This window comes from Litchfieldella xinjiangensis (assembly GCF_000759345.1).
GTDB lineage: Bacteria > Pseudomonadota > Gammaproteobacteria > Pseudomonadales > Halomonadaceae > Litchfieldella_A > Litchfieldella_A xinjiangensis.
In genome coordinates this window covers 502,711-520,055 of the sequence record NZ_JPZL01000003.1, presented here as the reverse complement: position 1 = coordinate 520,055, position 17,345 = coordinate 502,711, and the positions used below count along the sequence as shown (strand labels likewise).

Sequence of the window (17,345 nt, the reverse complement as noted above, 5' to 3'; positions counted from 1 at the left end):
GCTCCGGGATGGATGGGTGACAGGCCGAGACGGCGGAGGCTATTGTAACCCCGCCAGGCCCCACTCGCCGACCCTCGACCTTCGGAGCGACACGACCTCATGGACGCCTTCTCCATCGGCCCATTTCTTGTTTCCCTGCCCCGTGTGTACGCACTATTTGCTGCCCTGATGCTGCTGGTGGCTAGCCTGGTGTTGCTGGGCCTGTCCCGCCATCGGCATGTGTGGTGGTTCAATGGCACGCTGATCAGCTGGCTTTTAGGTGCCCGTTTAGGACATGTGCTGATCCACGCCGATTCCTACGCGCAAGCGCCGCTGGATATCCTCAAATTCTGGCAGCCGGGGTATCACGGCCTGTGGGGCTTGCTCGCCGCCGCGATCTGGACGGCCTGGGCTTTGCGCCACCATTTCCTTCGCCTGATGGGTGGCATCGTCCTGCTGGTGGGCTGTTCGGCGCTATGGCTGGTTCTGGTCACCTTGAAACCTTTGGCCGGCGAGATGGCGCTCGACACGATGCCCGAACTGACCCTGGAGAATCTCGAGGGCGAATCGGTCGCATTGCGTGACCTGCCTGGGGAGCATGTGCTGATCAATCTCTGGGCCACCTGGTGCCCACCCTGCCTGCGTGAAATGCCATTGCTCGAGGAGATCGACACACGGGATGGCGTGAGCGTGGCGGTCGTGAACCAGGGGGAGGAATTGCTGCAAGTCGTCCGCTACCTTGACGAGCAAGGACTCACCTTCAGTTATCCGCTGTTGGATCCGCAGCAACAATTGATGGCACTGGTCGAGTCCCCGGGCCTGCCGACGACACTGCTGTTCGATGGTGAAGGGCGTTTGCGTGAGCGGCACGTCGGCGAATTGTCACGTGCGCAACTCGAAGGCTGGCTCGGCAAGCAGTAATAACGCGCTATTTCATATCGTCCCTTAAGCCGCCCCCGACTTTCGGGTAAGATACCGCGCCCCGGCGCCTGGGGTTTCGACCCCGCGGGCGGCCCCGACTTGCGCAGCATCCTGATATTCGAGGCACCATGAGCGAATTTTCTCCCGGTCAGCGCTGGATCAGCGACGGCGAAGCCGAGCTGGGCCTGGGCACCGTCCTGAACTGCGATATCCGCAGCGTGACCGTACTCTTCAGCGCCAGCCAGGAAACCCGCACCTACAGCGTGCGCCAGGCACCACTCACGCGCGTGGCCTTCGGCAGCGGCGATCGCATTCAGTCTGCCGAAGGCTGGCAGATGATCGTCGACGACAGCAAGGAGGTCGACGGGCTGATCGTCTATATCGGCGAGGACGACAGCGGCAACCTGCACGAACTCCCCGAAGCACAGCTGGCCGATACCATGCAGTTCGATCAGGCACGTGATCGATTGCTGACCGGCCAGGTCGACCGCAACGATTGGTTCGACCTGCGCTTTCGGACGTTGCACCACCATCACCGTATCGAGCAGAACCCGGCACTCGGCCTGGCCGGGCCCAAGATCGACCTGATTCCGCACCAGCTGTATATCGCCGATGAAGTCGCCAACCGTCACGCTCCGCGCGTCCTCCTGGCCGACGAGGTCGGGCTCGGCAAGACCATCGAGGCCGGCCTGATCCTTCACAGGCTGCTGCTGACCGGACGTGCCGAGCGCGCCTTGATCCTGGTGCCCGATAGCCTCACCCATCAATGGTTGGTCGAGCTGCTGCGTCGCTTCGCCCTCGAGGTGACCCTGCTCGACGAACACCAGAGCCAGGCCCAGGCCGAGGCCAACCCCTTCGAGTCGGGACAATTGATTCTGGCCAGCCAGCAGTGGCTGTTTGCCAATCCGCAGCGACAGGCCCAGGCCAACGCCTGCGACTGGGACCTGTTGATCGTCGACGAAGCGCATCATCTCGACTGGTCACCGCAAGGTAGCGGACCCGGTTATGCCTGTGTCGAGCGATTGGCCGCGTTCACGCCCGGCCTGTTGCTACTGACCGCCACGCCCGAACAAATGGGCGTCGAGAGTCACTTCGCTCGTCTGCGCCTGCTCGATCCCGACCGCTACCAGAGCCTCGAGCGTTTCAAGGCCGAGGAGCAGGGTTATGTCCAGGTCGCCGAGGCCATCGATGCTCTGGATCGACTCCCGCCCGAGAAGGGCAACTCGGGGGCAGCGGATCGCGACGCCGTGGGCAGCGTGATCGACGATGCCGACAGCCAGGCGCTACTGAACACCCTGAGCGACCCCGAACGCAGCCCCGAGCAGCACGCGGCTGCCCGAAGCCAGTTGCGCGAGCAGCTTCTCGACCGCCACGGTACCGGCCGGGTGATGTTCCGCAACAGCCGTCGCCATGTGGGTGGCTTTCCCGAACGTCACCTGAACGTGACCTCGCTCGAGCTGCCGTCCCCCTATCGCCGCGTCCTGCGCCGCCTGGAACGCGACGAGGATTACCTCGACGACCTGCTGATCGAGACCGGGCTCGACCACCCCGAGGTCATACTGCACCTCGACGCCATGTATCGCGCCCAGGCGGAAGATCCGCTGAACGCCGAACCATGGTGGCAACTCGATCCCCGGGTCACCTGGCTACTCGAATTGCTCACCGAGGTCGGTCGCGACAAGGTGTTGGTGATCGCCCACCATCGGGACACGGTCGAGGGCCTGGCCGAGGCGCTCCGCGTATTGGGCGGCATTCATGCCCCCGTGTTCCATGAAGGGCTGACCCTGATCGAGCGGGACCGGGCCGCCGCCGCCTTCGCCGATGAAGAGGAAGGCAGCCAGGTCATGGTGTGCTCGGAGATCGGCTCGGAGGGACGCAACTTCCAGTTCTGCCGTCATCTGGTAATGTTCGACCTGCCGCTACACCCCGACCAGCTCGAGCAGCGCATCGGGCGTCTCGATCGCATTGGTCAACGACACGCCATCGAACTGCACGTGGCCAGCTTTGCCGATAGCCCGCTGGCACGACTGCTGCGCTGGTACGACGAGGGCATGGATGCTTTCAGCGCCCCACATGGCATTGGCAGCGAACTCTACGACGCCTTCGGCGACGCCTTGGCGGATGCCCTCCTGGACGGCGACGGCCTCGACGAGATCATCAGCGAGACACGGAGCCTGTTCCAGGCCCGGCTGACCGAACGCGACGCTGGCCGCAATCGCCTCCTTGAACTCAATGCATGCCGTCATGAGCGCGCCGACCGGGTCATCGAGGCGATCCGAGAACTCGACACGGATTCCGCGTTGCCGCGCTACCTCGACCAGGCGCTGGATATCTTCGGGGTCGATAGCCAGGAACTCGGCGGTGAATTGCTACTGCTCGAGCCCAGCCCGCAGATGCTGGATGGCCTGCCGGGACTGGTAAAAGGCGAGGAGGGTTTCAGCGCCACGTTCTCCCGGTCACGTGCCCTGGCCCGCGACGATGTGCAACGGCTCTCCTGGGAGCACCCGTTGCTGCGCGAAATGATGGGCCGGATCCTCAGCGGCACTATGGGCAACACGGCCTTGGCCCTGCTCAAGCATCCCAGCATCCCGCCGGGCCGTATCATGGCCGAGCTGATATTCCGGACCCATGCGCCGGCCCCGCAGCGCCTGCACGTCAATCGCTTCCTGCCGCCGACGGCGGTGCGTGTACTCCTCGACGAGTCGGGCGCCAACCTCTCGGACAAGGTGTCATTCACGGGCTTGTCCAAGAACCTGCAGAAGGTGAAGAAAGCCGTCGCCCGCGATCTGATCAAGAGCCGCCACGATCAGCTCCGGGAGCTACTGACTCAAGGCGAGACCGAGGCCGAGCGTGAATTGCCGAGTATCGTCGAAGCCGCTCAGCACCGTATGCGGGAATCGCTGGATGCCGAGCTTGTCCGGTTGCATGCCTTGGCACAGCACAATCCGGCGGTACGCGAGGACGAATTGCAGGCGTTGCGTGACGAGCGGGCGGCGCTGGACGCCGCTATCGAAGGCACACGCCTGCGCCTGGACGCGGTGCGTGTGATCGTCACCGTGGAGCAGGAACGCTAGAGACCAGTGACAGGAACAGCCTAGCGAGACAGGATGTTTGTCAGTGCCATATCGAGGCGGGGGTAACGAAACTGGAACCCCGCCTCCTCCAGGCGCTGCGGTCGCATATCCACCCCTCCCAAGAGCAGCTGTGACATCTCGCCCAGTCCGGTCTTGAGCGCAAATGCCGGCACTCGAAACAGCACCGGGCGGGACAGCTGCGCGGCCAGGCAACGGGTGAATTCGGCATTGGTAACCGGCCTTGGTGCCGAGGCGTTGAATGCCCCGCTGAGGTCATCTCGCGTCAGCAGAAACTCGATTAGTCGCACCAGATCCTCGCGATGCACCCACGGCATAAACTGTCGCCCGCTGCCTAGCGTTGCCCCCAGCCCCAGACGGTAGGCTGGCAGCATCATCTTGAGGCTACCTCCGTCGCGCTCCAGTACCAGACCGATACGCACCCGCGCCACACGCACCCCGCTAGCTTCGGCCTCCTGAGCGGTCGCTTCCCAACGCGTGCACAAGCGGTGAGCGAACTCGTCGTGAGGGGGCGTGTCTTCCGTCACGGGCCGATCGCCCTGATCGCCGTAATAACCCATGGCTGAACCGGACACCATGACACGAGGTGGTGTGTCGAGCCGCTGGCACAGTGCGGCCAACGCCTGCGTAATGGTTACGCGGGAATCGATCAGCCGGTTTTTCTGCGCCTCGCTCCAACGCTTGGCGAAGATCGACTCACCGGCCAGATTGACGATCGCCTCGGGTGACTCCTCGTCGAACTCGTCAACCCTGCTGCGAATGAGCGCACTGGCGGGGAGCAAGGACCGCACTGCATCAGGCCGTCGCGATACGACCAGCAAGGAATGCCCCGCCTCGGCCAGCCGCTGGCAAAGGTGCCGCCCGACGAAACCGCTGCCGCCCGTGATTAGGATACGCATGGCTCTCTCCCGATTCGTGCTCCAATCCCGACGGCCGCCGCCAGGAACCTTTCAGAACGTTAGCGGAAAACCGACTTATACAGTATTTGTACCTTTCTGCTAGTCTTGTTCAAGTACTCGATAGCCTCCGAGCGCAGCGAGGACGCAGCATAATGTTGTACACAGGGATTGCCCTGTACAATATTCTGCCGCATCCTGTGGGCGACCGTCCCCTAGGGACTCGACTGGCCAGCGGCGATTCGAAACGCAATCCGCCGATTCGTAAGAGGTAGCAGTGCGCATGAGTGACAAGGCGACACACCCGGCCGATGCGCCGCTCTATCCAATCCGTGAAGTCTCGCGCCTGACCGGAGTCAATTCGGTGACCTTGCGTGCCTGGGAGCGTCGTTATGGCCTGATTCGTCCGCAGCGCACTCCCAAAGGACATCGTCTGTACGCGAGCGACGACATCACCCGAATCGAGCGAATTCTCCAATGGCTCAATCGGGGTGTGCCAGTCAGCCAGGTTCGCGAGTTGCTTGATCAGCCACAGGCCACAGAAACACCCGATCCGGTGGCTGGGGATTGGACGAGCCAGCGTCAACAGCTGGTGACGGCAGTGGAATCGATCGACCTGGCCAGGCTCGACGCGCTATTCAATCAGAGTATGGCCCTGTATCCCGTTGACACCTGTATCAGTGAGCTGCTCACGCCCATGGTCACTCAGCTCGAAGAGCATTGGGACGATCAGCTTGGTGCGCTGTTGCAGCGTCGTACGCTGGAATCCTTCCTGCGGACCCGCATTGGCATTCGGCTTTACCATGCCAACCTCACACGACGTGGCCCGACCGTTCTGGTCGCCCCCCTGCCGGAGGAGCAAGGGGCCCTCTGGGGCATGTTGATCGCACTCTCGGCGTCCCACGCAGGCTATGCCGTGCATCTCTTCGATACCCCAATGCCGTTCGCCGAATTGCCGCTGGGTGTCGAGCGCCTACGCGCCGACGCCTTGCTGCTCTGCAGCGGCCAGGCCGAACGTGCCGACCTGATACGCCGCCAATTGCCCAGGCTTGCCGAGCAGCTCGATGTGCCGGTCGGTTTATGTGGTCCCGTGGCACGTATCCGCGAGGGCGATCTCGAGGCGAGCCAGGTCGCCCTACTCGGCGATGATCCCTCCCAAGCGATCGTGCGCCTGGACCCCCTGATTCGCCGTTGAGTCGCAACAGTCCCGATGGGAGAGCGCATGCCCCCGATCCTGGTCTGGTTTCGCAGTGACCTGCGCACTGATGACAACACAGCCCTCAGCCAGGCGGCCTCACGAGGACCGGTGATTGCAGTCTTCCTGCGTAGCACCGCGCAATGGCAGCGTCATGGCCACGGTCCCAATAAGCTGGATTTCTGGGCCCGTGGCGTGGCGGCGCTTCGCGACGATCTGGCCGGCCTGAACATACCGCTGCTTCACCGGACTGCCGATAACTTCGAGGGCGCCGCACAGGCACTCCTGACCGTAGCCCGTGAACAGGGCGCACGCGGCATCTACTTCAATCGCGAGTATCCGCTCAACGAGCGTCGTCGTGACCAGGCGGTACTCGACGCCTTCAAACAGGAAGGCTTCGAGGCCCGAGGCTTCACCGATTCGGTGGCCTTTGCCCCGGGGGAACTGCTGACCGGCCAAGGCGATTACTATCGGGTTTTCACCCCCTTCGCCAAGGCCTGGCACCGTCAGCTCGAGGCCTCGCGCATCGCCTTGCGAGACACGCCTTCGCCCCAACCCAGGCTGGCCATCGACTCGGACCCGCTACCCGAATCGCCAAAGGACGCCTCGATCGCGAATGCCACCCTATGGCCAGCGGGACAGGCCGTCGCCGCCTCGCGGCTCCAGCGCTTTCTCAGGTACCGTGCACGCCATTACCACGTCCAGCGTGATTATCCGGCACAGGCTGGAACCAGCGAACTGGCGCCCTACCTGGCGCTTGGCATGATCTCTGCGCGCCAGTGTCTACAGGCCGTATTGGCCGAGAATCAGGGCGGGCTGGCCGAAGGCGACGCAGGCTTGGTGGCCTGGGTCAATGAGTTGATATGGCGAGAGTTCTACCTGCATCTGGTAGTGGGCTTCCCCGATCTCTGTCGGGGCCGGCCTTTTCAGACGCACACGGAAGGCCTGGCATGGCGTGACGATGACGCTGCATTTCATGCCTGGTGTGAAGGCCGTACCGGCTACCCGCTCGTCGATGCCGCCATGCGCCAACTGGTCGCGACCGGCTGGATGCACAATCGTCTGAGAATGGTCACGGCCATGTTCCTGTCGAAACACCTGCTGATCGATTGGCGACGCGGCGAAGGCTTCTTCATGCACCATCTGGTCGATGGGGATTTCGCGGCCAACAACGGCGGCTGGCAATGGGCTGCCTCGACCGGGACCGATGCAGCCCCCTACTTCCGCATCTTCAATCCCGTGACCCAGTCGAAACGCTTCGACCCGGATGGCACGTTCATCGGCCACTATGTGGAAACCCTGCAAGACGTACCGGGGCGCCTGCGGCACGATCCGTCACAGGAGGTTCGACGACGTACTGGCTATCCACCTCCGATCGTCGACCACAAGGCTGCTCGCGCTCGTGCGCTAGAGGCGTTCAAATCTCTGGGATGAGGCTGGGCAGAGAAGGACGGCCGAGCCTCAGACGGGCTGCGGTTCCATCAAACGTGCCTCGAGCTCGGATGCCGGTTCGGGGCGCGAGAACAAGAACCCCTGAACCAGCGGACACCCGTTGCGCTTCAGGAAGTCGCGCTGGGCAGGTGTCTCGACACCCTCCGCGATGACGACCAGCGACAACCCCCGGGCCATGGCCAGAACCGCACTGACGATCGCGGCATCGGCGCTGTCTTCGGGCAGGGCACGAATGAACGCTCGGTCGAGCTTGAGCTTGTCCACCGGTAAGCGCTTGAGGTAACTGAGCGACGAGTAACCGGTACCGAAGTCGTCGATGGCAATTTCGTGGCCCAGCTTACGCAGGGCTTCCAGGCGCGGGTAGATATCCCCGGCACGCTCGTCGAGTAGCACCGACTCGGTGAGTTCGAGCCCCAGCATGTTCGGCGGCACGCGATGCTGGGCCAGGCAAGCCGCCAGGCGCGATTCGAGATCGCCCTGAATCAACTGCAGCGCGGAAATGTTGACCCACACCGGCACCCGGGGCATGCCTGCAGCGCGCCAGGTAGCAAGCTGAGCCACGGCCCGATCGACGACCCAACTGCCCAGCGACGACATCAAGCCGTGCCGCTCGGCCAGGGGAATGAAATCGGCTGGTGAGATCATGCCATGCTCGGGGTGACGCCAGCGCAGCAGCGCCTCCATCCCGACCAGGGCGCCGTCGTTCAGGGCATGCTGTGTCTGATAATGCAGCTCCAACTGGGTCCCCTTGGCCAGGGCTGCCCTTAGGTCATTGACCAAGCCCAGTTGGCGGTCCCCAGCCACATCCAAAGAGGGGCGAAAGCGCTGATCGTGATTTCGGCCATGGCGCTTGGCGCTGTAAAGCGCCGATTCCATGCGCTGGAACAACACGCCCGAGTCGTTGCCATCTTCCGGCGCCCGACAACTGCCGATCGTCAGGCCCAGACGCAGCGAGTGCCCGTCAATCTCGAAGGGCTCACTGAGATGATCGCGCAAGCCGCTGACCCATTTTTCATGATCGTTGAAGGTCGTCGTGCGAATCACCATGAACTCGTCACCGCCTAGCCGACCCACGACCCCGCCGGCAACATGCCCGGCCAACCGCTGCCCGAACCGCGCCAGCAACCGGTCGCCGCAATCCACGCCCATGGCGTCGTTGATGGCCTTGAATCCATCGATATCGATCAACGCCATGTCGAGTCCTTCACCGGCACGCAGGTGGCGAAGACGAGAGGTCATGAGGTCATGCAATCGGCGTCGATTGGGTAGCCCGGTCAAGGGGTCCTCGAAGCCGATGCGACGCAAGTCCTGCTCGCGCGCCTTGTGTCGGGAGATATCAGTGAACAGGGCAACGTAATGGCTCAGCCGCCCCTTGTCGTCGGGACACGCCTGGACGCGCAGCCACTCGGGGAACTGATCGCCATGCTTGCGCTGGTTCCATATCTCGCCTTCCCAGCGACCGGTGGCTTGCAGCGTCTGCCAGTAGCGATCGTAGAACGCCTTGTCGTGGCGTCCCGCCGAGAGGATGGACGGATCCTGCCCCTTCACTTCATCAATGGTGTAGCCGGTGATTTGCGTGAAGGCGGGATTAACGGCCACGATACGGTTTTGCGCATCGCTGATCACCACCCCGTCGTCCGATAGCTTGAGCGCCTCCTCGGACAGAAGGCGGCGCCGACTTTCGTGACGGATCTGCTGCCAGGCATCGGCAAGCCCGATTCCGACGAAACACAACGCTACGAACCTCAGCCACAGGCTGGGCAGCCAGCCGATCGCCGCCAACGCGGCGAGGCCTGCCCATACCAGCGGGCGATTAAGGGAAAATGGAGGCCACATGCGTTCTCATCGGGTCGGTGAAATGTCATGATTCGAAACAGTTATCGGCATCATGCCCCGTGGCTTGAGCCTGGCGCAACTTGCACATGCCACCAGACACGACCATCTTCATGAGACGCCGGGGCGGCAACGGGCTGGCCCCGGCGTGCAATCGCCGCGGGGTGCCAGTAGAATGCACACACCGTGGTAACACACGCGGCACAAGACAATGCGACTCGGAATGATTCTGTGACCAAGCAACACTCGTTTAGCCTCGAAGAATTGCTGGCCTGCAGCCAGGGCGAACTTTTCGGCCCGGGCAACGCTCAGCTGCCAGCTCCCAACATGTTGATGCTGGATCGCATCACACGGATTCATGAGGAAGGCGGTGCCCACGGCAAGGGCGAGCTCATCGCCGAGCTCGACATTCACCCGGACCTATGGTTCTTCGACTGCCACTTCCCCGGCGACCCGGTGATGCCCGGCTGTCTAGGGCTGGATGCCATGTGGCAGTTGGTGGGCTTCTACCTGGGCTGGCTAGGTCATCCGGGTCGAGGACGCGCGCTGGGCTGCGGAGACGTCAAGTTCTCCGGCCAGATCCTGCCCGATGCCAAGAAGGTCACGTACCATATCCACGTCAAGCGTATCATTACGCGGCGCTTGATCCTGGGTATCGCCGACGGGACCGTGACCGTGGACGGGCGTGCCATCTACCAGGCCAACGACCTGCGTGTCGGCCTGTTCACCTCCACCGCGAATTTCTGACCAGGAGGCTTCCATGCGACGAGTGGTTGTCACCGGCCTAGGCATCGTTTCGTGCCTCGGCAACGACCAACACCAGGTCACCGATGCACTCAAGGCTGGCCGTTCCGGCATCCGTTTCAAGGACGACTATGCCGAACTCGGTTTCCGCAGCCAGGTAGCCGGGGTCGTCGATATCGATCTGGATACCCTGATCGACCGCAAGCTGCGGCGCTTCATGGGTGATGCTGCCGCCTATGCCTATGTCAGCATGGCCCAGGCCGTCGAAGATGCCGGCTTGAGCCTGGAGCAGATCTCCAGCGAAAGAATCGGCCTGATCGCCGGCTCGGGTGGCGCCTCGAGCGCCAACCAGGTCGAGGCGGCCGATGTCCTGCGCGACAAGGGCCTGCGCCGTGTAGGACCGTATCGGGTTACCCGTACCATGGGCAGCACCGTCTCTGCATGTCTGGCTACGCCGTTCAAGATCAAGGGTGTGAATTACTCGATCTCCTCGGCCTGTGCCACGTCCGCACACTGCATTGGCAGTGCGGTGGAGCAGATCCAGCTCGGCAAGCAGGACGTCGTCTTTGCTGGCGGCGGTGAGGAAGAGCATTGGACCCTGTCCTGCCTTTTCGACGCCATGGGTGCGCTTTCGACCGGTTACAACGATCGGCCCGACCAGGCATCCCGGCCCTATGACCAGGCACGTGACGGCTTCGTCATCGCCGGCGGCGGCGGTATGTTGGTCCTCGAGGAGCTCGAGCATGCGCGAGCTCGTGGTGCCAAGATCTATGCCGAGGTCGTCGGTTATGGCGCCACGTCCGACGGTTATGACATGGTCGCACCTTCCGGTGAAGGCGCTGCTCGCTGCATGCGCCAGGCCATGGCCACGGTCGATGGCAAGATCGATTACATCAATACCCACGGCACATCGACGCCGGTAGGCGATGTCGCCGAACTGAGTGCCGTACGCGAGGTATTCGGCGATCGTACTCCGGCCATGAGCTCTACCAAGTCATTGACCGGCCACTCCCTGGGGGCAACCGGGGTGCAGGAAGCGATCTACTCGCTGCTGATGCTAGAGCATGACTTCATTGCCGCCTCGGCCAATGTCGAGACGCTGGACGATAAGGCTGCAGGGTTCGATATCGTCACCGAGCGACGCGATAATGCCGGTATCCAGCGTGTACTCTCGAACAGCTTCGGTTTCGGTGGCACCAATGCCTGCCTGGTGCTCGAGAAATATCGCGACTGAGCGCCTGTCACGACCACGCTGTAACGTCAACGACCCCCGCCATGTGCGGGGGTCGTGCATTCAGGATCAGCGCATGGGCCTGACCAGGGCTACTGATCCTGCTTCTGTTGTTGTTCCTGGCTCTTGTCGTCCTCGCCTTCCTTCATGGCCGAGTCGGGACTCCCGGTGCCCCCCGTACCTGCCTGCATTTCCTCTTTGGACTTCGGCTTTTGCTCGCTCTCTTTCGCGTCGCTGCCCTTGTCCGCTTCGGCTGCCTGGGGCACGGCAGGCGTGGCAGGCTCCTGAGAGGCGCTGCCGGCGTTACCCTGCCCTTCACCCGAGCCTTGTTCCTGCTGGCTACCTTGAGCCTGCCCGCCTGAGGACTGGCCGCTCTGTGCCCGGGTGTCCTGAGCCTGGACTCCGAGAGGCAAGAGCAGCATGCAGGCTAGCAGTGGCATGGTGAGCTTGGATGGCATCGTATTTCATCTCCTTGACCAATAAACGTGTATCAACACCTACAAGGTAGCCGAGTCGGGCTCTGCCGTGCGGTATCGGACGCCGTTTCATGCTTACGGTAGCGACTTATGTCTAACCCGGCTTGCTTGAGCGATAGGGATGTGACCACTAGGATGGGAACGGTTCCATCAAGGAATATGCAGACCATGTCCGCGCCCAGGCTCCGCCCTTCTACGATTCTTGAGGTTGCCCAGGAGGCAGGTGTCTCGAAGACCAGCGTATCGCGCTATTTCGGGCACGAGCGGGATCGCCTGTCACATGATATGCAGGTGCGTATCGCCCTCGCCGCCAACCGGCTGGGCTATCGACCCAACCCCATGGCACGCAGCCTCAAGGCTGGCCAGTCGCAGCTGATCGGTATGCTGGTGGCCGACATACGCAATCCTTTTTCGGTGGCGGTGATGCATGGTGTCGAACAGGCCTGCCGTGAAAGAGGCTTTTCGCTGATGGTAGGCAATACCGATAACGATCCTGCACAGGAGCGAGCCCATTTGAGCCTGCTGGCGTCCTATCGTGTCGCCGGCCTGGTGATCAATGTCTCTGGCCAGCCGAGCCAGGAACTCCAGGCCTTCGCCGCCCAGGGCACGCCACTGGTATTGCTCGATCGCCTCCTGGGCGAGGTCGAAGCCGATGTCGTGGGCCTCGACAATGCTTGCGCCATCGACATCGCTGTCGATCATCTTCATGAGCAGGGCTACCGCCAATTGCTCTACCTCGGTGAGCCCCCGCAACAAGCCAGCTCTCGACAGCTACGCTTGAAACATTTCCAGCACCGATTGTCCCGCGACCCCGACCTCGACGGTGAAGCGCATAGCCTGACACTGCAGAGGGGAGAGAATACGCTGTACGAGGTACTGCGTCGTTTCCTCGACAAGGCCGATCGTCCAATGGCGGTACTCTGTGCCAACGGCAACGTGACGCTGGAGGCTGTTCGGGCTCTGCAACGGCTGGATACGCCGCTGGGCGAGGTGGGGCTGATGGGTATCGACGAGCTGGAGTGGTGCAGCCTGGTCGCACCGGGTATCACCACCTTGGCCCAGCCCACCGAGGCCATCGGGCGCACCGCTGTGGAGAATCTTATGGAGCGATTGAACGGACACCCCCCCATGCCACCACGCCGGACCCATTATTCGCCACAACTCGTGCCTCGCGGCTCAACCCGTCAACGCGCCTCATGACCATTTCAAGGAGAGAACTTATGAGAGATACCGCGTCCGCCCCAGAGATCCTCGCTTTCGGCGAGGCCATGACCCTGTTCGTGGCCGATGCGCCGGGCGCCATGCCGGATATCGAGCATTTCCAGCGCGGCATTGCCGGTGCCGACACCAACGTGGCCATTGGCCTGGCCCGCCTCGGCTTTCATGTCGGCTGGCTGAGCCGCGTCGGCAACGACAGCTTTGGCGACTACATTCACCGTACCCTCGAGACGGAGGGACTGGACTGTCGTTATCTGACCCACGATGAGGAGCACTCCACGGGGCTGGTATTCAAGGAGCGCGCCTCCGGTGGCGCCGACCCCCGCGTGGAGTACTTCCGGAAGGGAAGCGCCGCCAGCCATCTTTCACCCGACGACGCCGCTTCTGTGGATTTCTCGAGCATGCGGCATCTCCATGCCACCGGCATCCCGCCGGCCGTCTCGGCCTCATGTCGTGAGCTTTCGTGGCACATGCTTGACCAGGCTCGACAGCACGGCGCGAGCATCTCCTTCGATCCCAATCTGCGACCCAGCCTGTGGGCCAGTGAAGAGGAAATGCGCGAGACGATCAACGCCATGGCCGCCAAGGCCGACTGGGTGCTGCCTGGCCTGGCGGAGGGCCGCCTGCTGACGGGTCGCGAAGATCCCCATGATATTGCCGACTTCTATCTCGAGCGCGGCGCCAAGGCCGTGATCATCAAGCTGGGCCCCGAAGGCAGCTACTATCGCGGCACCATGAACGGCCACGAGGAGAGCTTCACCGTGCATGGCTTCGAGGTCGACGAGGTGGTGGATACCGTGGGCGCCGGGGACGGTTTCGCGGTAGGCGTTATCAGCGCCCTGCTCGATGGCCTTTCCCCCCGTGAGGCGGTGCGTCGCGGCAACCTGATCGGTGCCGAGGCCGTGCAGGCCCTTGGTGACATGGAAGGCTTGCCGAGTCGGCAACGACTTTCCGAACTCGAGGACGACCTGCCCCCCATGGGGTAAGCCCAGCGCATCGCACCCAGACCAGCCCCGACCGGAGCCCGACCATGAAGAAACGTATCGTCGCCTTTCGCCGCCTCAAGCAAGAGCAGCTAGACCAACTGACCGAGGACTTTCACGTCGACTATTTCGAGAAGCTCGACAGTGCAGACGATCCCGCGTTCCGCGAGGCGCTCGCCGAGGCTCACGGCCTGGTCGGTGCCAGCTTGAAGATTACCCCCCAACTGCTCGACGAGGCTCCTCACCTGGAAGCCATCGCCAGCATCTCGGTCGGCTACGATAATTATCCCGTCGATGAGCTGACCCGGCGCGGCATCCTGCTATGCAATACCCCCGATGTGCTCACCGAAACCACTGCCGACACGGGGTTCCTACTGATTATCGCGACGGCACGGCGCGCCGTGGAGCTCGCCGAATTCGTCAAGCGCGGCGATTGGCAAGAGAGCATCGGTGAAGCCCAGTTCGGCACCGACGTGCATGGCAAGACCCTGGGCATGATCGGCTTCGGCCGTATCGGCGCCGCCATTGCCCGCCGAGGTGCCCTGGGCTTCGGTATGAAAATCCTGTATTCCAACGCCTCGCCCAAGCCGCAGCTCGAGCAGGAGCTGGGAGCGACACGCCGGGAAATGGATGAGTTACTCGCTGAATCCGACTTCGTCTGTGTCACCGTGCCGCTCTCGGCCGAGACAGAGCATTTGATCGGCAAGCGCGAGTTCGCGCTGATGAAACCCTCGGCCATCTTCGTCAATATCGCCCGCGGCAAGGTCGTCGACGAGCCCGCCCTGGTCGCAGCACTGGAGAGCGGCGAGATCCGCGCCGCCGGCCTCGATGTCTTCGAGCAAGAGCCGCTATCGTTGGAGTCGCCCCTGCCCCATATGGCCAATGTCGTTGCCCTGCCCCATATCGGCTCGGCCACCCATGAAACCCGCGATGCCATGGCCCAGCGAGCGGTAGACAACATCGCCCTCGCACTCAAGGGCGAGCGTCCGATCAGCCTGGTCAACGAGGCGGCCTACCAATCGCGAGACTAACCTCAGGACCTTGGCCCGTCACCCTCTTCGACTAAAGGGGAGTTGGTGACGGGCATCGTCTCTTCTAGATTTAGATCAATCCAAAAACGCATTTTTCGACAGGTTCGCCATGACCGATGCCTTTCACGACGCCGGCCCACGCCGCGATTCCAGCAGTGTCACGCTGCAGGATATCGCTGCCCATGCCGGGGTCTCGCGCTCGACGGTATCGCTGGTATTGCGTGAAAGTCCGCTCGTGGCCGAGCGTACCCGTGAGCGTGTGCGGCATTCAATCAAAGCCCTGGGGTATGTCTATAACCGCGGGGCAGCGGCACTGCGTGCCAGCCGTACTTCGACACTCGGCGTGGTCGTATACGACATCGCCAACCCATTCTTCGGTGCCATGGTGGCTGGGATCGATGCTGCCTTGAATCGTGAAGGCTATGTGTCTTTTCTGGCCAATAGCGAGGATTCGCCGGATCGGCAACAACGTTTCCTGGAGCGCATGCGCGAGCACCGTGTCGACGGCATCCTGTTGTGCCCGGCGCAGGGCACCGACCCAAGCCTGATCGAGACCTTGCAGCACTGGAACCTGCCCTGCGTCCAAGTGCTGCGCCATGTCGGCTCGCTCCCGTTCGACTATGCCGGCACCGATTTCCGTCTGGGGGTAAGCCTGGCGATCGATCATCTCGTAGAGCAGGGCCATCGGCGCATTGCGTTCATCGGCGGGCATGCCGAGCACTCGGCTACGCAGGAACGCTGGCAGGGCTATCGAGAGGTTCTCGCCCAGCATGGGTTGGACTACCAGCGCCTGTTGCGCTCGACCGTGACCCGCCGTGACGGCTTCGAGGCGATACGACACTTGCTGAAGGAGCACCCCGCGCCCACTGCCGTAGTGTGCCATAACGACATGGTCGCCTTCGGCGCCATGCTGGGTCTACAGCGACTGGGACTGACCCCAGGTCAGGACTGTGCGGTGATCGGCACCGACGACGTCGAGGAAGCAGCCCTTAGCGCGCCGGCACTGACCAGTATCGCTACGCACCCCTACGCCATAGGACAGGAAGCCGCACGCCTGGCGCTGCGACGTATCAAGAACCCCAACGGGGCGAGGGAACAAGTCGTGCTATCGCCCCAACTTCGGGTACGCGAATCGTGCGGTGCCAGCGCGCACTGCGGCGAGGTGCTACTACCCGTATCGTAAAGCGGCCCCGGCCGCTAAAACGCCAGCCAAGACACCCCGCTATCAGGGTGCCCGATAACAAGAGGTGATATATATGACTCATAAATGGATCGATCCAAACGATGCCCAGCACCGCCCGACCTTGGGCCGAGGCCTGCTGGCCGGCGCCGTATTCACCGCCGCGCTGGGTCTGGCCGGCACGGCCCAGGCCGTTGACCTGCGCTTCGGGCATGGCGGTACCGAAGACACCGCCTACCATCTGGGCGCAACCAAGTTCCAAGAGTTGCTCGACGAGAAGAGTGATGGCGAGATCGGTGTCGAGATTCTCGGCAACTCGGTGCTCGGCCATGAAACCGAGATGTTCGAACAGCAGATGGCCGGGGCGCTGGATATCTCGATCATCAATCCGGGTCTGATCACGGACTTTTCATCCACTGCCAACGTGTTCTCGATTCCGTTCCTGTACCGCGACGAAGACCACTGGCGCACCGTGCTCGATGGCGAGGTCGGCCGTGAGATCGCTGACCGTATCACCGAGGAGACCGATGTTCGCATCCTGGCCTTTTATGGCGGCGGCAAGCGCCAGATCGTCAGTACCGAGCCTCTCGAGAGCCTCGACGATCTGGAAGGCATGAAACTCCGCACCAACCCGACCAAACCGCTGATCACCGCCTGGGAGGCCTTGGGTGCCGATCCCACGGTCATGGAGTGGAGCGAGATCTATACCGGGCTTCAAGTGGGGGCCATCGATGGCCTGCTCAACGAAGCTGAGTGGATTCACCGCATGCGCTTTCATGAGGTGGCGCCGCATATCGGCTTGTCCGAACATGACATCACCGTGCGTCTGCTGACCATGTCGCAGATGAGCTGGGATCGCCTCTCCGAAGACCAGCAGGAGATGGTCATGGCAGCCGCCGAGGAATCCGCCAGCTATGCACGGGACATTCAGCTCGAGCAGGATGCCGAAGCGCTGGACCTGCTAGTGGAGGAAGGCGCCACGCTGCATGAACTGGATCGCGAACGTATGCAGGAACAGGTTCGTAAACCGCTCCAGGGTGTGATCGAGGAGATGGGCCTTAGCGACCTGCACCAGAAGATCGTCAACGCCGAGTAAGTGCGAGGCGCCCGGCTC

The 17,345-nt window shown here is 62.7% G+C and carries 14 protein-coding genes; 11 read left to right on the top strand and 3 right to left on the bottom strand.

Annotated features, from left to right (window positions below; translation table 11 throughout):
* Positions 1–99 precede the first annotated feature (99 nt).
* Together JH15_RS14645 and rapA are read left to right on the top strand one after the other, a co-directional pair.
* Positions 100–900, top strand: a complete 801-nt coding sequence (locus tag JH15_RS14645; protein WP_043531567.1) for a TlpA disulfide reductase family protein — start codon at positions 100–102, stop codon at positions 898–900.
* 128 nt (positions 901–1,028) lie between these two features.
* On the top strand, positions 1,029–3,974 hold the full coding sequence (rapA, locus tag JH15_RS14640; RefSeq protein WP_043531565.1) for an RNA polymerase-associated protein RapA: 2,946 nt from the start codon (positions 1,029–1,031) through the stop codon (positions 3,972–3,974).
* Positions 3,975–3,994: 20 nt separating this feature from the next.
* Here rapA and JH15_RS14635 read toward each other — a convergent pair whose 3' ends face one another.
* On the bottom strand, positions 3,995–4,891 hold the full coding sequence (locus tag JH15_RS14635) for a TIGR01777 family oxidoreductase (protein ID WP_043531563.1): 897 nt from the start codon (positions 4,889–4,891) through the stop codon (positions 3,995–3,997).
* Positions 4,892–5,171: 280 nt separating this feature from the next.
* Here JH15_RS14635 and JH15_RS14630 point away from each other — a divergent pair, with 280 nt between their 5' ends.
* A complete protein-coding gene (locus JH15_RS14630) occupies positions 5,172–6,083 on the top strand; it encodes a MerR family transcriptional regulator (protein ID WP_043531561.1) in 912 nt (303 codons plus the stop codon).
* A 27-nt stretch (positions 6,084–6,110) separates the two neighbouring features.
* The gene (gene phrB / locus JH15_RS14625) at positions 6,111–7,517 is read left to right on the top strand and encodes a deoxyribodipyrimidine photo-lyase (RefSeq protein WP_043531559.1); all 1,407 of its coding nucleotides are present in this window, start codon (positions 6,111–6,113) and stop codon (positions 7,515–7,517) included.
* A gap of 27 nt (positions 7,518–7,544) precedes the next feature.
* On the opposite strand, the gene JH15_RS14620 is transcribed toward phrB, so the two are convergent.
* Complete coding sequence (locus JH15_RS14620) at positions 7,545–9,371, bottom strand: putative bifunctional diguanylate cyclase/phosphodiesterase (protein ID WP_043531558.1); 1,827 nt, start codon at positions 9,369–9,371, stop codon at positions 7,545–7,547.
* A 228-nt stretch (positions 9,372–9,599) separates the two neighbouring features.
* Here JH15_RS14620 and fabA point away from each other — a divergent pair, with 228 nt between their 5' ends.
* Positions 9,600–10,115, top strand: coding sequence for a 3-hydroxyacyl-[acyl-carrier-protein] dehydratase FabA (gene fabA / locus JH15_RS14615; protein ID WP_043531557.1), 516 nt, complete (start codon positions 9,600–9,602; stop codon positions 10,113–10,115).
* Between the two features lie 13 nt (positions 10,116–10,128).
* Positions 10,129–11,346 carry a beta-ketoacyl-ACP synthase I gene (fabB, locus tag JH15_RS14610; protein ID WP_043531556.1) on the top strand — a complete coding sequence of 406 codons (1,218 nt, stop codon included), beginning with the start codon at positions 10,129–10,131 and terminating at the stop codon, positions 11,344–11,346.
* Between the two features lie 89 nt (positions 11,347–11,435).
* Here the strand turns inward: fabB and JH15_RS14605 are convergent, their stop codons facing one another.
* The gene (locus JH15_RS14605) at positions 11,436–11,801 is read right to left on the bottom strand and encodes a hypothetical protein (RefSeq protein WP_043531555.1); all 366 of its coding nucleotides are present in this window, start codon (positions 11,799–11,801) and stop codon (positions 11,436–11,438) included.
* Positions 11,802–11,987: 186 nt separating this feature from the next.
* On the opposite strand from JH15_RS14605, the gene JH15_RS14600 reads away from it, so the two are divergent.
* The 5 genes from JH15_RS14600 (at position 11,988) to JH15_RS14580 (ending at position 17,327) form a co-directional block, all read left to right on the top strand.
* Complete coding sequence (locus tag JH15_RS14600) at positions 11,988–13,019, top strand: LacI family DNA-binding transcriptional regulator (RefSeq protein WP_052384140.1); 1,032 nt, start codon at positions 11,988–11,990, stop codon at positions 13,017–13,019.
* A 20-nt stretch (positions 13,020–13,039) separates the two neighbouring features.
* Complete coding sequence (locus tag JH15_RS14595; RefSeq protein ID WP_043531553.1) at positions 13,040–14,023, top strand: sugar kinase; 984 nt, start codon at positions 13,040–13,042, stop codon at positions 14,021–14,023.
* Between the two features lie 44 nt (positions 14,024–14,067).
* Entirely contained in the window at positions 14,068–15,051 is a 984-nt protein-coding gene (locus tag JH15_RS14590) for a 2-hydroxyacid dehydrogenase (protein ID WP_043531551.1), read from the top strand.
* A gap of 109 nt (positions 15,052–15,160) precedes the next feature.
* On the top strand, positions 15,161–16,234 hold the full coding sequence (locus tag JH15_RS14585) for a LacI family DNA-binding transcriptional regulator (protein ID WP_043531549.1): 1,074 nt from the start codon (positions 15,161–15,163) through the stop codon (positions 16,232–16,234).
* Positions 16,235–16,307: 73 nt separating this feature from the next.
* Positions 16,308–17,327 carry a TRAP transporter substrate-binding protein gene (locus JH15_RS14580; RefSeq protein WP_043531547.1) on the top strand — a complete coding sequence of 340 codons (1,020 nt, stop codon included), beginning with the start codon at positions 16,308–16,310 and terminating at the stop codon, positions 17,325–17,327.
* The last annotated feature ends 18 nt before the right edge of the window (positions 17,328–17,345 follow it).

What these genes read in the sequence shown, in the direction of transcription:
- JH15_RS14595 (WP_043531553.1), top strand. Translation starts at nt 13,040, where the DNA reads ATGAGAGATACCGCGTCCGCCCCAGAGATCCTCGCTTTCGGCGAGGCC.
- JH15_RS14630 (WP_043531561.1), top strand. Translation starts at nt 5,172, where the DNA reads ATGAGTGACAAGGCGACACACCCGGCCGATGCGCCGCTCTATCCAATC.
- fabB (WP_043531556.1), top strand. Translation starts at nt 10,129, where the DNA reads ATGCGACGAGTGGTTGTCACCGGCCTAGGCATCGTTTCGTGCCTCGGC.
- JH15_RS14605 (WP_043531555.1), bottom strand. Translation starts at nt 11,801, where the DNA reads ATGCCATCCAAGCTCACCATGCCACTGCTAGCCTGCATGCTGCTCTTG.
- JH15_RS14600 (WP_052384140.1), top strand. Translation starts at nt 11,988, where the DNA reads ATGTCCGCGCCCAGGCTCCGCCCTTCTACGATTCTTGAGGTTGCCCAG.
- JH15_RS14645 (WP_043531567.1), top strand. Translation starts at nt 100, where the DNA reads ATGGACGCCTTCTCCATCGGCCCATTTCTTGTTTCCCTGCCCCGTGTG.
- JH15_RS14580 (WP_043531547.1), top strand. Translation starts at nt 16,308, where the DNA reads ATGACTCATAAATGGATCGATCCAAACGATGCCCAGCACCGCCCGACC.
- JH15_RS14635 (WP_043531563.1), bottom strand. Translation starts at nt 4,891, where the DNA reads ATGCGTATCCTAATCACGGGCGGCAGCGGTTTCGTCGGGCGGCACCTT.
- JH15_RS14620 (WP_043531558.1), bottom strand. Translation starts at nt 9,371, where the DNA reads ATGTGGCCTCCATTTTCCCTTAATCGCCCGCTGGTATGGGCAGGCCTC.
- JH15_RS14585 (WP_043531549.1), top strand. Translation starts at nt 15,161, where the DNA reads ATGACCGATGCCTTTCACGACGCCGGCCCACGCCGCGATTCCAGCAGT.
- phrB (WP_043531559.1), top strand. Translation starts at nt 6,111, where the DNA reads ATGCCCCCGATCCTGGTCTGGTTTCGCAGTGACCTGCGCACTGATGAC.
- rapA (WP_043531565.1), top strand. Translation starts at nt 1,029, where the DNA reads ATGAGCGAATTTTCTCCCGGTCAGCGCTGGATCAGCGACGGCGAAGCC.
- JH15_RS14590 (WP_043531551.1), top strand. Translation starts at nt 14,068, where the DNA reads ATGAAGAAACGTATCGTCGCCTTTCGCCGCCTCAAGCAAGAGCAGCTA.